At 69.6% G+C, this 14,796-nt stretch carries 12 protein-coding genes; 9 read left to right on the forward strand and 3 right to left on the reverse strand.

Translation table 11 applies throughout. The annotated features are described in order from the left end of the window. The first annotated feature begins 78 nt into the window (after positions 1–78). From ML01_RS10300 to ML01_RS10315, 4 genes are all read left to right on the forward strand, one after another. Positions 79–495 carry a hypothetical protein gene (locus tag ML01_RS10300; protein ID WP_058555315.1) on the forward strand — a complete coding sequence of 139 codons (417 nt, stop codon included), beginning with the start codon at positions 79–81 and terminating at the stop codon, positions 493–495. 348 nt (positions 496–843) lie between these two features. Further along, complete coding sequence (locus ML01_RS10305) at positions 844–1,560, forward strand: hypothetical protein (protein WP_058555316.1); 717 nt, start codon at positions 844–846, stop codon at positions 1,558–1,560. 14 nt (positions 1,561–1,574) lie between these two features. After that, a complete protein-coding gene (locus ML01_RS10310; protein WP_058555317.1) occupies positions 1,575–1,997 on the forward strand; it encodes a phage holin family protein in 423 nt (140 codons plus the stop codon). After that, the gene (locus ML01_RS10315) at positions 1,994–3,235 is read left to right on the forward strand and encodes a DUF3618 domain-containing protein (protein ID WP_058555318.1); all 1,242 of its coding nucleotides are present in this window, start codon (positions 1,994–1,996) and stop codon (positions 3,233–3,235) included. The genes ML01_RS10310 and ML01_RS10315 overlap by 4 nt, the downstream gene beginning before the upstream one ends. Before the next feature lie 120 nt (positions 3,236–3,355). Here the strand turns inward: ML01_RS10315 and ML01_RS10320 are convergent, their stop codons facing one another. From ML01_RS10320 to ML01_RS10330, 3 genes are all read right to left on the reverse strand, one after another. Continuing rightward, on the reverse strand, positions 3,356–3,763 hold the full coding sequence (locus ML01_RS10320) for a hypothetical protein (protein WP_058555319.1): 408 nt from the start codon (positions 3,761–3,763) through the stop codon (positions 3,356–3,358). Positions 3,764–3,862: 99 nt separating this feature from the next. Next, positions 3,863–4,798, reverse strand: coding sequence for a hypothetical protein (locus ML01_RS10325; protein WP_058555320.1), 936 nt, complete (start codon positions 4,796–4,798; stop codon positions 3,863–3,865). Positions 4,799–4,810: 12 nt separating this feature from the next. Further along, positions 4,811–6,712 carry a DUF4914 family protein gene (locus ML01_RS10330; RefSeq protein ID WP_058555321.1) on the reverse strand — a complete coding sequence of 634 codons (1,902 nt, stop codon included), beginning with the start codon at positions 6,710–6,712 and terminating at the stop codon, positions 4,811–4,813. 506 nt (positions 6,713–7,218) lie between these two features. On the opposite strand from ML01_RS10330, the gene ML01_RS10335 reads away from it, so the two are divergent. The 5 genes from ML01_RS10335 to carB all read left to right on the forward strand — a co-directional run bounded on the left by ML01_RS10335 (position 7,219) and on the right by carB (position 14,510). After that, positions 7,219–7,749, forward strand: a complete 531-nt coding sequence (locus ML01_RS10335; RefSeq protein WP_058555322.1) for a hypothetical protein — start codon at positions 7,219–7,221, stop codon at positions 7,747–7,749. A gap of 316 nt (positions 7,750–8,065) precedes the next feature. Further along, positions 8,066–8,983 (forward strand): 4-hydroxybenzoate octaprenyltransferase, encoded by a 918-nt coding sequence (gene ubiA / locus ML01_RS10340; protein ID WP_058555323.1) that lies wholly within the window; start codon positions 8,066–8,068, stop codon positions 8,981–8,983. Positions 8,984–9,104: 121 nt separating this feature from the next. Next, positions 9,105–9,800 (forward strand): thiol:disulfide interchange protein DsbA/DsbL, encoded by a 696-nt coding sequence (locus tag ML01_RS10345; RefSeq protein ID WP_058555324.1) that lies wholly within the window; start codon positions 9,105–9,107, stop codon positions 9,798–9,800. A gap of 248 nt (positions 9,801–10,048) precedes the next feature. After that, positions 10,049–11,191, forward strand: coding sequence for a glutamine-hydrolyzing carbamoyl-phosphate synthase small subunit (gene carA / locus ML01_RS10350; protein ID WP_058555399.1), 1,143 nt, complete (start codon positions 10,049–10,051; stop codon positions 11,189–11,191). Between the two features lie 112 nt (positions 11,192–11,303). Further along, entirely contained in the window at positions 11,304–14,510 is a 3,207-nt protein-coding gene (carB, locus tag ML01_RS10355; protein WP_058555325.1) for a carbamoyl-phosphate synthase large subunit, read from the forward strand. The last annotated feature ends 286 nt before the right edge of the window (positions 14,511–14,796 follow it).

Here is a 14,796-nt window from a genome sequence, read left to right on the forward strand (position 1 = left end):
GCGGTTGGAAAGGTTGGCCTTGACCGCATTCCCGCGCGAGCCGAGGCATCTTGCCTGCGGCATCAGCGGAGATGCGCAATGACCAAAGCCCAAGCCCTGGCGCTCAAGGCTATCAGAAGAGACCGACTGCGGGACGGACCGGACAACGGCGAGACAACAACCGTCGGCGATACCGAGGTCTGGAAGTTTTACGACGATTTCTCCGAGATTCACATCAGCCCTTCGGAGATCCGTGTCACCGGCCCCTGGGGTGAGCCGGAGTTCGAGAAGAGCGCGGCCATGGAGTTCCTCATGGTGGATTACATGATCGACAGTGACGCCCTTGATGTGATTTGCAACGACGCTTGGGGGAGCGACTTCGATCCGCAGATGCAAAAAGGGGAGACCTACGAACGGCCCGACGACCGCTTCGACCCTGGGGAGGCTACGCCCACCTGGACGTTTTCCGATGGCTCCATGATCAAGATCGGAAACGGGCGAGCGGAGATTTCTTGATTGCACTCGTATCGTGCGCGCCGTCGGACCGATGGCATCGGGCTCCACCTTGGCTGCGCACATCCTGACGGCCGTATGCCCCGCGGTTGGTGGTAATGGCACGGCCACGGACGGCACCACCGGCGTATTCGCCGACGAACTGACCCTGCCGATGGCCGACGCGGCAAGCGCCGCGGCGTTCGCTAGGGCAGCCTCCGCAAGCCCCGCGCCGCGCGTGCGCCGCTCCCGCGCGCAGCCGCTCCCGCCCACCCGCCGCCCGGGCCGCTCAGCCGCGTGCGCCAGGATCCGGCACGCTTCTTGGTTCGCGAAGGGGGACCAGATCGGTCCAGTCACGAGCGGAGACAGCAGATGCCAAACCCCACGGAACCCACCAAGGGCCCCTACAGCGGGGCCGATCCACAAGCCAACACGGGCGAGAGCAGCACCGAGCGGCTGCGCGAGGATGTCCGCGAGGCCGCGCGCGAGGCCGCGCGCGAGGCCGCGCGCGAGGCCGCTCAGTCCGCGAAGGAGGAGGCCAAGCGGCTCGGCGAGGACCTCCGCGGCGAGGCCAAGAAGGGCGCGGAGTCCCTGCAGCAGGAGGCCGACGCCCAGCTCCGGCAGCAGCGCTTCAACGCCGCCGAGTACATCGACGCCGTCGCCGCTGCGCTGCGCGCGGGGGTCGAGGCGCTGGAATCCGACGGCCATCGCGACATGGCGAGCTGGTGGCGCACCGCCGCCGATGGCGCCGGCCGCCTCGCGGACCGCGTCCGCGACAAGCCGCTGCACGAGGCCTGGCGCGATGCCGAGGACTACGTGCGCGAGGAGCCGACGCTCGGCTTCAGCGGCGCCATGCTCGCGGGCTTCATGCTCGCGCGCTTTCTGAGGAGCTCGGCGCCCGAGGAGAGCTGGCAGCGGCAGGAGCCCGCGCGCGACTACGAGCGCGGCTATGAGCACCGCACGGAGCACGAGCCCTATCGCGACACCGGCCTTGGCACCGGCCTTGGCACCGCCTGGCCCGGCGCGCCGGCCCCCGGTGCGGCCAGCAGGCCCGCCGGCAGCGCGGCCACCGATCGCGCCCACGCCTGAACCGGAGGACCTGAATGAACAACCCTACGACCACCGTCGAGCGGCCGGACACCGACCGCTCCATCCCCGGCCTGATGCGCCATTTCGTCAACGAGGTCACCGCGCTGCTGCGCGATGAGGTGGCCCTCGCCAAGGGCGAGGTCACCGACAACATCGCCGGCCTCAAGACCGGGATCATGTCCATCGTCGGCGGCGCCATCGTGCTCATCGCGGGCCTGGTCATCCTGCTCGATGCCTTCGTGCTCGCGCTCTACACGGTCCTGGACGACTCGCCGCTCTGGCTCTCGCCGCTGATCATCGGCCTCATCGTGCTGGCCATCGGCGGCGTGCTGCTCGCCGCCGGGCGCAGCAAGCTGAGCGGCAGCGCCATGAAGCCGGATGAGACCATCGCCGAGACCCGCCGCGACCGCCAGATGCTGAAGGAGAGACTCACATGAGAACGTCCAGCGAGCACACCGACACCTACGACACGCGGCGCGACTCCGAGACGGCGCGTGGATACGGGACCCGGCGCGGCAACGGCGGCGAGCGCTGGTCGCAAGCCCCGGATGCGCTGCACGACGACATCGAGCGCCATCGCCAGGAGATCGACCGCACCCTGTCCGCGCTGGAGCAGAAGTTCTCGTTGCAGGACATTGCGGACCACCTTATGGCGCAGCTCAAGGGCGGCCCCGGCAGCTACTTCAACAGCCTGGGCCGTGCGGCCAAGCACAACCCGCTGCCGCTGGCGCTGGTGGGCGTGGGCCTGGGCTGGCTGATGCTCGGCAGCAACGACGGCGCCCGTGTGCGGGCGGCGTCCGGCGCGGCGTCGGAGTCGGGCGACGAGACGGCGCGCGGCTATGAGTCGCCGGTGCCGGACGACACCTCCATCAGCGACCTCTACGCCTTCTGCCTGCGTCGGGAATACCCCTTCTACGACGATGAGGTGGAATGCCTACTCTACGATGACCTCGGCCCCGCCGCGGCGGCGGCCTGGATGGGCAGCGATTCGATGCAGCCGGAGGGTGCCGGCACCCGCCACACCCAGGGCGACGTCGGCGAGCGCTTCCGCGAGCAGGCCCGCGCCGGCGGCGGCGAGGCCAAGTCGCGCATCGAGCGCACCCGCCAGCGCATGAACGACGCCACCGAGGAGGCGCGCATGCGCGTCGCCCGCGCCCGCGACAACGCCCGCCGCCGCGCCTACCAGGCCAAGCGGGTCGCGGTGCAGGGTGCCAGGGAGGCCGTGCGGCAAACGAGCGAGTTTGTCGACCGCTATCCGCTGTCGCTGGTGGCACTCGGCGTCGCCGCTGGTGCCGCGCTCGGTGCCGGGGCGCCCTCCACGCGCTTCGAGGACAAGTGGCTGGGGCAGGTCAGCGACGACTTCATGCGCGGTGCCAAGCAGAAGGCGCACGCGGCCGCGGACACCGCCACGCGCTCGGCGCAGGCGGCCGCAGCGGCCGCGTCGGACGAGGCGCATCGCCAGGGCCTGCACCCTGATGAGATCAAGGAACGCGCCCGCCATGCCGGCGAGAAGGCCGCCGAGACCATCCGTGGCGCCGAGCACGGCGCCCGGGGCCACGGTGGCGTGCGCGAGCAGGCGCGCGACACCCGCGAGCGGGTGGAGCAGGTGGCAACAGCCGCCGGCGAGGCCGCGCGCCGGGAGCTGGAAGGACGGGAGTCCGCTAGGCATGGCTGACGGCGCACCGGCCGGGGGCGCCGGACGCCCGGCCAGTTCGCGGCGGCGGTCAGCGCAGGCGCGAGCGCCGGGCCAAGGGCTGCGCGCAGAGCCGGGCTTGCCGCTTGGCCCGGCGCCGGATCAGGCCTGCACCGGCGTCTCCACCGGAGTGCGGGTCGCTTCGGTGGTGCGCTCCAGGCCTTCCCGCCAATCGTCTACGAACATGCGAATGGACTCGATGAAGTCCGGGTCATGCTCCTCCCGGTTGATGGTGCAGTGCACCACCACCGGCGCGGGCGCCGCGGTGCCCGCCGTCACCGTCCAGGCCAGGGCGTTGGGACAGCCGGGCAGCGTGAAGCGCACGCCGCCGCGGATTGGCTCCCGCCGCACCCGGAACTGGCCCCACAGGCACCAGATCTCGCCGTCGTCGCCGTCTGCGTGCAGTACCCGATCGATCGATGCGCAATGCGCCGCGAGCGTGTCAATGCTGAGGCGCTGCTGAAGGTCCGCCTCGGTGGTTGCGCGTTTGGTAGTCGCGAAGAATTCCATGCCATCCTGCTTCCGGCTGCCGTTGGTGTGCAGATGATACCGGCCGCGGCCTGTTTGCTGGGTCGGGGCGTGCAGACGGCTGCGCTGGTTGGCCGCAGCTCAACGAAGCGCCAAGGGCCGAGGGCCGAGGGCGCCACCCTCGGCCCTCGGCCCTCGGCCCGTCTCCGCATAAGGCACCAGCAGCTCATAGTCCACCAACCCCCAGAGCACCCGCCCGGCGCGGTGCACGAGCCGGCCCGGCTCGGCGGCGGCGCGCACGATGATGTGGCGGGGCTTGTGGTCGAGCACGTCCCAGCCGAGCGCGCGCAGGTTGTCCCGCGCGCCGTGCGTGAGGGCCGCGAGCTCCGCCTCCGTCACATAGCCCTGCTGTTCCGCGGCCTCCGCGTCCATGCCGTCCATCCAGCGGTAGAGCAGGATGTAGAGCCGCTCCCAGTCGTAGCGCACCCGCGCGCCTTCCGGCTGGGTGGCCTGGTCGCCGGCGAGCTCGCGGTCGTAGCGCCAGCGGCTGTGGCCGTTGCGGCCGAGCTCCCAGTCCAGGTAGCGGGTGGCCGGCGAGTAGATCGCGAGCGGGGCCTTGGTGGGTATGCGGGCGCCGGCCGCGGCCCGCAGCCGCTCCAGGTGGGCGACCTCGGCGAAGGGCGAGAGGAATTCGAGCGCGGCGACGCGATCGCGTTCGCCGTAATCGGCGACGGCGTCCGGCCCCATCGCGACCAGCGCGTCCTGTGCGAAGCGGCTGAACTTGGCCACCAGCGCGAAGCGCGGACAGACGCGGTGTGGCACCGGCACCCTGTACACGGCGCCGGTGGCGCCGGCGAGCTGGCGGCCGACCTTGCTCAGCCGGTCCCCGGTGAACCACTGCGACGGCACAATGGACTCAAGCGCCGGCCAGCCATGGCGCGTGATGTACAGGTCGCCGGACTGGCGGCCGCGGAGCTGCAGGTAATCGACGCCGAAGACCCGCCGCCGCAGGCCGGCGGGCACGGCATCGAACGGGCGATGCCGGTACAGGTGCAGGCTGCCGTCGAAGCGCTCCAACGCCCGCAGCCCTTAGTCGTCCGGCTCCAGGAAGGGCAGGTCAAGGAGCCGCCCGTAGTCCGCGACCCCGCCGCCTTCCATGCAGCATTCGATGATGCGCCGCCCGGTGGGCAGCAGGTCCGGCACCAGGAAGGCGGCAAGCTCCTTGCGGAAGAAGTCCGTCAGTAGCTTTGCACCCTGGTCGTAGGCCTCCCGGCCGACCTCCGGCTGGTTGTCCACCTCGAAGAACCAGTGCCCGATGGTGCTGCCCTCCATCATGATGCTGCCGGGCGTGTAGCCCAGGAGCGGGCAGCGGCTCGGCCGCAGCCGGTTGCCGGCGAAGCGGGCGCCGCCGCGGCGGGCCAGGTACTCGCGCGTGATCCACTGCGGCATGAAGCCGACCTCCCAGGCGCCGATGTGCTGGTTCGGGATCAGCACATAGCGGACCTCCGGCGTCTCGAGGATCTGGTTCAGGAGCAGGTTCGCGTGGTCCACCATGCGCCCGGTGGCGAAGGGCCAGTAGGAGCCGACGCCCTCGGCGCTCATGCCCTCGGTTTCCACGATGCTCGGGTTGGCGTGCCCGCGCGGGGCCACCAGCCGCCACACCCACGCGAGCGCCGGCGGCAGCAGGTGGAAGAGGCCGACGATGCCGTAGCTCGGCCGCTCCGCGGTGCACGGCGGCGTGCGCACGCCCATGCTGCGCACATCCACCTCGACGGCGCCGCGGACGACCCCCGGGATGATGCTGCGCGGGATGATGACGCGCGGGTTCGGGCAGGGCTGGCCGGGGGCGTCCTGGATGTGCTCCCAGAGCAGCGTCGTCGCGCCCGGCTGACCCTCGATGTTCAGGAACAGCAGCGGCATCGGCGGATGTACGGTCAGCGCCTCGATGTGCGGGTCGGTGCCATAGCGCTCGATGTGGTTGCAGCGGACAAACCAGCCCTCTTCCGCGTCCATCAGACTCAGCTTGCCGTTGCCCCGCTCCAGCGACGGGTGACACAGCGCCATGTCGTCGGTGACCGGGCGCAGCTCGCAGCCCTTGGGCAGCGTCAGGCTGCGGGTCTCGCCGTTGACGAGGTTGCGGCCGATCAGCAGCGTGCCGTCCGGCTGGCGGTGCACGTACTCCAGCATTTCGCTCTTGCCGCCGCCGCTCGCGCCCTCGTGGGAGATGACGACCTTGTTCTCGTAGGGCGTCACCACCTGCACGGTGGAGCAGTGCATGGTGACCCAGCGCTCTTCTTCGCCGATGTTGAGCAACATGCCGTAGACGCCCTTCTTGGCGCTTGGCCCGGGGTAGAGGTTGTAGCTGAACAGCTCGTGCAGGCCGTCGCGGCGGTTGTGCACCACCACCTGCTTGCCGCCGAAGTGGGTATGGCGGAAGGGCGGCGCGACGTAGATGACGGCCTTCGGGCAGAAGTCGTCCGGCAGCTCGGCGCCGGCCACGATGCCCTGGAGCAGCGCGAGCCCGAGCGCGAAGAAGCCCGCGTTGTCCGGTGCGATGACGAGCGCCTGGGTGCCGGTGCTGGGCAGTCCGGCGTAGAACGGGAACACCGCGAGCGGCTGCGTGCGCAGCCATGCGAAGGTCGCCGCGCGCACGTCGTCGAAGGACTCGCCGAAGCGCTCGCCATAGGTGGGCTTGTCCGTCGGGCGGTCGTCGCCGATGACCATGCAGTCCGGGTCGCGCCGGCGCATGTAGGGCTCTGCGTAGTTCGCCACGATGCCGTTCTTGCTGCGGCAGACGGTGGCCTCCAGCACCCGGCCCATGCCGGGAACCTCGTAGGCGACCTCCTGCACGCCGTCGGTGGCGTCGCGGACGGCGAGCTCGAGCAGCGCCGCGTGGGACTCAGCAACGGTCACGCTGGGCGCACTGGTCAACAGGTCGATGGCCTCGACGGGCAGCGGCAGGTCAAGTAGCCGGGGCGGGGAAGTAGTCATCGTGATACGGCTCCAGGCGACGGCGGTGGGTCGGCCGGGTAGGGCCGGAACCGCCTGGTGGGGATGCGCCGGTGGGCGCTCGGAAGCCGGCGCGGCGGGTGCTCTGCCGGTGTGCCGCTGGTGGGCAAGGTCAGAGCATACCGGCGGGTCGCGCGGTTCAAGGCTCGGCGGTGCATCGGAAAGTCCGCCGACGATTCGGTTTTGCCGAAGAGTTGACCGCCGTCAGCCTTCCATCCCGCTCCCCTTCCGCTCCGCCGGCCTCAGCCGCGCCCGCGCATGCCCAGAGGTCGCCGGGGGGCCTCGGTGATGCCCAGCGCCGGCCCTGTTCTTGCTTCGCTGTTGATTGTCGGTCCAAGCAACGCACGCGCAAAGGTGCTTTGCAGTCTTCATGACCTGTCGTCATGACCAACAAACACCGAACCAACAAACACCGAACCAACAAGCACCGAACCAACAAGCACCGAACCAACAAGCACCGAAACAACAAGCACCGAGGAGGTTAGGCAATGGCAGTCGAAACGCTTTTCGGAGAGCGCTCGCTCTCCAAGGTCAGTGCCGTGTTCGCCGACGCCGAGCAGGCGCGCCGGGCGGCGGACGAGCTGGTGAGCGGCTTGGGGCTGAACCAGGCGCAGGTCGAGGTGGTTAAGCCCCATGATCGGCGCATCAGCCGCAAGCTGGAGCCGGAGTCCCGCGGCATCGCGGTGACCTTGGTCAGAACCCACGCGGTGCTCGGCGCCGCGGGCGCGGGCCTGGGCCTGATCCTGGCCGCCGTGCTGGTGCTGAGCGGGGTCGCGGCCGCCGCGTCCAGCCCCTTCTACACCTTGCTGGTGTTCGTCTTCTTCGGCGGCATCTTCGGCATGCTCTTGGGTGGGCTGCTCTCGTTGCGGCCCGACCATGATCCGATGATCGCGCGGGTGGAGCGCGCCGCGCGCAAGGGGCGCTGGTCCGTGGTGGTTCACGCCCGCGACCACGACGAGGAGCACCGCGCCAAACAGGCGCTGGATCACATGAGCAATCGGGTGACGGCGACCCTTTAGGGCACCGCCGAGGGCCAAGGGCCGAGGCGGGCTCCCTCGGTCCTTGGGCCTCGGCCCTTGGCCCTTCCGCATCGGGCCAACGCACCGCGTGGTGACCATCTGCGGTCAACCGCTGGTTCAGCGCCGCTCGCTTGATGCGTCGCAACCACTCGCGGGCGGCCTCGCCAGCGGCCCCAACCGCAGCCCTGTGCAATAATCCCGGCCCTTTCGTCGGCGCCGTGGACCGCCGCGGCGTGAGCCCAAGTCTGCCGGGGCGCGGAGCGGCGACGCCGCAACCCTCGCCGACACCCGCAAAGCCCAGCCCGGACACGTCCAGATGAACCTCCCGGAGATCAAGCTCGGTACGCCGCGCGCGCCGTCCTGGCGCGAGCGGCTGGATGCCTACGTGCGCCTGGTGCGGCTGAACAAGCCCATCGGCATCTTTCTGTTGATGTGGCCGGCGCTTTGGGCGCTGTGGCTGGCGGGGGACGGGCATCCGCCGTGGCAGGTGGTGCTGATCTTCGTCGCCGGGGTGGTGCTGATGCGCTCGGCGGGCTGCGCGATCAACGACTACGCGGACCGGGACTTCGACGGTCACGTGGCGCGGACCAACGCGCGCCCGCTCGCGCGGGGCATCATCTCGCCAGCGGAGGCTGTGGGGGTGTTCGTGGTGCTGTCGCTGGTCGCCTTCGGGCTGGTGCTGATGCTCAACTGGCAGACGGTGGCGCTGTCCGTAGTGGCGGTGTCGCTCGCGGCCATCTACCCGTTCATGAAGCGCTGGACGCACTTCCCGCAGTTGTTCCTCGGCGCGGCCTTCGGCTGGGCCATCCCCATGGCCTTCATGGCCATCGGCGAGGCGATCCCGCTCTATGCCTGGGTGCTGTTCGCGGCGACGGTGCTCTGGGCGCTGATCTACGACACCCAGTACGCGATGGTGGACCGCGACGACGATCTTAAGATCGGCATCAAGTCCACGGCGATCCTGTTCGGGCGCTACGACCGGCTCATCGTCGGGCTCTTGCAGGTGCTGATGCTGGCGATGCTGGTGTGGATCGGGGCTACCGCCGGGCGCGGCTGGGTCTACTTCGGCGGGCTCGCCGTGGCGGCGGGGCTCGCCTTGTACCAGCAATGGCTGACCCGCGACCAGGACCCGAAGGCCTGCTTCGTCGCCTTTCTGAACAACAACTACTTCGGCATGGTCATCTTCGTCGGGCTGGTGCTGGACTACCTGGTGCACCCCGCGGCGGCGGCCTGAGCGGCCGGGCTCTGGCCCCTTCGGTCCGGCCCTCGAAATCCAGTGCCCGGCGCCCTAACATGACTCGCCATCGCGACGGTGCCCGGGCAACTCGCTCTGCCCTTCTTAAGGAGAACACACCATGACTCTGCCGCTTCGCCCGCGCGCCCGCGCGCTGACCCTGCCCGCGCTGCTGTTCGCCGTGCTTGCGCTGCTTGGCGGGGCGGCGCTAGCGCAGGAGCTCGACGAGGGCATCGACTACCGCCGCGTCGCCGAGCCCGCCCGCGCCGAGGCTGGCGACGATGTGGAGGTGCTGGAGCTCTTCTGGTATGGCTGCCCCCACTGCTACCAGTTGGAGCCGCACATCGAGAAATGGCTCAAGACCAAGCCCGCGGGCGTGACCTTCCGCCGCCTGCCCGCGGCGGCCTCGCCGCGCTGGGTGCCGCACGCGAAGGCCTATTTCGCCGCCGAGCAGCTCGGCGTGCTGGATCAGCTCCACAAGCCGCTGTTCAAGGCGCTGCACGACGAGCGTCGCCCGGTGCTGACGGATGAGCAGGTCATCGCCTTCGCCGCCGAGCAAGGCATCGACGAGGCCAAGTTTCGCGCCGCCTACAATTCCTTTCCGGTGGACACGCAGGTGCGCAAATCCGCGGAGCTGGTGCGCCGCTACGCCATCGACGGCGTGCCGGCGATGGTGGTAGACGGCAAGTACGTGACCAGCGCCACGCAGGCCGGGAGCATCGCGCGGATGTTCGAGGTGATCGATTACCTCGTGGCCGAGGAGCAGGCCGCCGCCAAGCCCGCGCAGGCAGCGCCCGACCCCGACAAGGCCGGCTGAGCGCACCCGCCCCGGGTGCGCCGGATTCATTCCTAGCTCCTAGCTCCTAGCTCCTAGCTCCTAGCCGCCGCACGCGCATGGACAGGCTGCGGGGCATCCTTTAGACTCCCGGCAATGTTTCCCCGGCGTCCCCGCAACGGCTGGATATGCGCCGGGACTCCTCGTAATTCGCTCCCGAGCCCACGCGGTTCGACACGGTGACAGGCAGGACGGCCTGCATCGCGTAACCCCCTGCCTTGGAGGTTGCCTTGCAACAGCCCGCCATCTTGACCTTGGAGGATGGCTCGATCTTTCGCGGCCTATCCATCGGCGCCGCGGGCCAGAGCGTCGGCGAAGTCGTGTTCAATACGGCCATGACCGGCTATCAGGAGATCCTAACGGACCCCTCCTACAGTCGCCAGTTGGTGACGCTCACCTATCCGCACATCGGCAACACCGGTGTCACGGACGAGGACACGGAGTCCGCCGCCATCCACGCCGCCGGGCTCATCGTCCGCGACGTGCCGCGGCGCGCGAGCAACTGGCGCCGCGAGCAGGACCTCGGCGATTACCTGCGCGCAGAGGGCGTGCCCGGTATCGCGGACATCGACACCCGCCGCCTGACCCGCATCCTGCGCGAGAAGGGGGCGCAGAACGGCTGCCTGATGGCGGGCGACGGCCTCGACGAGGCCGCGGCCCTGGCCGCAGCGCGCGCCTTCCCGGGGCTCGCTGGCATGGACCTCGCGAAGGAGGTGACGACGCAGCAGGCCTACACCTGGACCGCTGGCCTCTGGTCGCTGGAGCGGGGACAGGGCATGTCCCTGGCGACGGACGACCCGGCGCTGCGCTTTCACGTCGTCGCCTACGACTACGGCGTGAAGCAGAACATCCTGCGCATGCTGGTGCATCGCGGCTGCCGCATCACCGTGGTGCCGGCCAAGACGCCGGCCGCGGAGGTGCTCGCGCTCGGCCCCGACGGCGTATTCCTGAGCAACGGCCCGGGGGACCCCGAGCCTTGCGACTACGCCATCAGCGCGATTCGCAGCCTGCTGGACGCGGGAATTCCGCAGTTCGGCATCTGTCTGGGACATCAGTTGCTAGGGCTCGCCTGCGGCGCGCGCACCGTCAAGATGAAGTTCGGCCACCATGGCGCGAATCATCCGGTGCAGGACCTCGCCACGGGCCGGGTCATGATCTCGAGCCAGAACCACGGCTTTGCGGTGGACGAGGCGAGCTTGCCGGCGGCGGTCATCGCGACCCATCGCTCGCTGTTCGATGGCTCCTTGCAGGGCATCCGCCACCGCGAGCGGCCGGCCTTCAGCTTCCAGGGCCATCCCGAGGCGAGCCCCGGGCCGCACGATGTGGCCCCATTGTTCGACGACTTCATCGCGGCCATGGCCGAGCGCGCCTGACGCCGGCTGCCCGCCGCGCGGGCGGCGGGCTTCATCACAGTATCCGGGCACTGCCCGCCGCCGCCGGCGCGAGCGCGCGGCGGCACGAACGACGAGACAAACGACAGCGGCCATGCCAAAGCGCACCGACATTCACAGCGTGCTCATCATCGGCGCCGGTCCCATCGTGATCGGGCAGGCGTGCGAGTTCGACTATTCCGGCGCGCAGGCCTGCAAGGCGCTGAAAGAGGAAGGCTTCCGGGTCATCCTCGTGAACAGCAATCCGGCCACCATCATGACGGACCCGGAGATGGCCGATGCCACCTACATCGAGCCCATCAACTGGCGCGTCCTGGAGCGCATCATCGAGCGCGAGCGACCCGACGCGCTGCTGCCCACCATGGGCGGGCAGACGGCGCTCAACTGCGCGCTGGACCTCGCCCGCGAGGGCGTGCTGGAGCGCTTCGGCGTCGAGATGATCGGCGCCACGCGCGAGGCCATCGACAAGGCCGAGGACCGCGACCTGTTCCGCCAGGCCATGCGCCGCATCGGCCTCGACATGCCGCGCTCCGCTATTGCCCACAGTCTGGAAGAGGCCATCCAGGTGCAGGCGCAGGTGGGCTTCCCGACCATCATCCGCCCGTCGTTCACCATGGGCGGCAGCGGCGGCGGCATCGCCTACAACGCCGAGGAGTTCGAAGAGATCTGCCGGCGCGGGTTGGATCTTTCGCCCACCAGCGAGCTGCTCATCGAGGAGTCCGCCCTCGGCTGGAAGGAGTACGAGATGGAGGTGGTCCGCGACCACGCGGACAACTGCATCATCATCTGCTCCATCGAGAACTTCGACCCGATGGGCGTGCACACCGGCGACAGCATCACCGTCGCGCCGGCGCAGACTCTGACCGACAAGGAATACCAGATCATGCGCGACGCCTCGCTGGCGGTGCTGCGCGAGATCGGCGTCGACACCGGCGGCTCCAACGTGCAGTTCGCGATCAACCCCGCCGACGGGCGCATGATCATCATCGAGATGAACCCGCGCGTGTCGCGCAGCTCCGCGCTCGCGTCCAAGGCCACGGGCTTCCCCATCGCCAAGGTCGCGGCGAAGCTCGCCGTCGGCTACACGCTGGACGAGCTGCGCAACGAGATCACCGGCGGTGCCACGCCCGCGTCCTTCGAGCCCAGCATCGACTATGTCGTGACCAAGGTGCCGCGCTTCGCGTTCGAGAAGTTTCCCGCCGCAGATTCGCGCCTCACCACGCAGATGAAGTCCGTCGGCGAGGTCATGGCCATCGGGCGCACCTTCCAGGAGTCCTTGCAGAAGGCGCTGCGCGGGCTGGAGACGGACCGCGACGGGCTGAACAAGATCCTGCCGCCGAACGACCCCAACGCCGAGGACCTGCTGCGTCGCGAGATCCGCCAGCCCGGTGCGGACCGTATCTTCTACGTCGCCGACGCGATGCGCATCGGCTGGAGCCTGGAGACGCTGCACGAGCTCTGCGGCATCGATCCCTGGTTCCTGTCGCAGATGGAAGAGCTCATCGCGCTGGAGACGCAGGTGAAGGCGGCCGGTTTCGGCGCCCTCGACGCCGCGCGGCTCCGCTATCTCAAGCGCAAGGGCTTCTCGGACAAGCGCCTGGCCAAGCTCGTGGGCCGCAAGGAGGCGGACCTCCGCGGGCTGCGCCATGCACACGGCATCCGACCCGTGTTCAAGCGCGTGGACACCTGCGCCGCGGAGTTCGCCTCCAGCACCGCGTACATGTACTCGACCTACGAGGAAGAGTGCGAGGCGGCGCCGTCGGCGCGCAAGAAGATCATGGTCCTCGGCGGCGGGCCGAACCGCATCGGCCAGGGCATCGAATTCGACTACTGCTGCGTGCACGCGGCGCTGGCGCTGCGCGAAGACGGCTTCGAGACCATCATGGTCAACTGCAACCCCGAGACCGTCTCCACCGACTACGACACCTCCGACCGGCTCTACTTCGAGCCCGTGACGCTGGAGGACGTGCTGGAAATCGTGCACCTGGAGCAGCCCCAAGGCGTCATCGTGCAATACGGCGGGCAGACGCCGCTCAAGCTCGCACGGGATCTAGAAGCCGCCGGCGTGCCCATCATCGGCACCTCGCCGGACTCCATCGACCGCGCCGAGGACCGCGAGCGCTTCCAGCGCCTGGTCAACGAGCTCGGCCTCAAGCAGCCGCCCAATGCCACCGCCCGCAGCGAGAGCGAGGCACTCGAACAGGCCGCCGCCATCGGCTATCCGCTGGTGGTGCGGCCTTCGTACGTGCTCGGCGGGCGCGCCATGGAGCTGGTCTACGACGACCTGGAGCTGGCCCGCTACATCCGCAACGCCGTCAGCGTGTCCAACGACTCGCCGGTGCTGCTCGACCGCTTCCTGGACAACGCCATCGAGGTGGACGTGGACGCCGTCTGCGACGGCGAGCGCGTGGTCATCGGCGGCGTCATGGAGCACATCGAGCAGGCCGGCGTGCACTCCGGCGATTCCGCCTGCTCGCTGCCGCCCTACACGCTGTCCGACGACGTGCAGCGGCGGCTGCGCGAGCAGATGACCCAGCTCGGCCTTGCGCTCGGCGTGCGCGGGCTCATGAACGCGCAGTTCGCGATCCAGGACGACGCGGTCTACATCCTCGAGGTGAACCCGCGCGCCTCGCGCACCGTGCCCTTCGTGTCCAAGTCCATCGGCGTGCCGCTGGCCAAGGTCGGCGCGCGCTGCATGGCCGGGCGCACGCTCGCGGAGCAGGGCCTGACCGCGGAGGTCCGCCCGCCGCGCTATTTCGTCAAAGAGGCCGTGTTCCCGTTCGTCAAGTTCCCGGGCGTGGACACGGTGCTCGGGCCGGAGATGAAGTCCACCGGCGAGGTCATGGGCATCGGCGACAGCTTCGCCGAGGCCTTCGGCAAGGCCGTCGAGGGCGCCGGCGTGGCGCTGCCCAAGCGCGGCAAGGCCATGCTCAGCGTGCGTGCCGCGGATCGCGATCGCTGCGTGGCGGTGGCGCGGCAGCTCGTGGAGCTCGGCTTCACGCTCTACGGTACCCACGGCACGGCGCGTGCGGTGCGCGAGGCGGGCATGGACTGCGTCGGCGTCAACAAGGTGAAGGAAGGCCGTCCGCACATTGTGGATATGATCAAGAACGGTGAGATCAGCTTCATCGTCAACACCACCGAAGGCGCGCAGGCCATCGCCGATTCCGCCGAGATCCGCCGCGCGGCGTTGCAGCACAAGGTGAGCTACACCACCACCATCGCCGGTGCCGAGGCCACCTGTATGGCGGTGCGCCAGGGCGATCTACAGAAGGTGACTCGGCTGCAGGACCTCTACTGAGCTCGCTTGTCGCGCCCGGGTACGCCGACCTCAGTCGGCTCCTCGCCCGGGTTCGCCGACCTCAGTCGGCTCTTCCTCGGCTCCACCGCCCGCAATCGTCTCCCCGGTGCAGGCGGACAACAGTCCTCGGCGCAGCCTCCGGCATCGCCGGATTCCGCCGCGTCTCTTTACGGCGCCCCGGCGACGGGGTTAGGCTCTCCCAGTCTGTTTCTCCGCCGTCGGGTCGCCGCCACAGGCGTTGATCCGCAGCGGCGCCCCGGGGCAGTGGCGACCGCCCGAGCCCTCA

It is taken from the genome of Thiohalocapsa sp. ML1, from assembly GCF_001469165.1.
In the GTDB taxonomy this organism is placed as follows: Bacteria; Pseudomonadota; Gammaproteobacteria; order Chromatiales; family Chromatiaceae; genus Thiohalocapsa.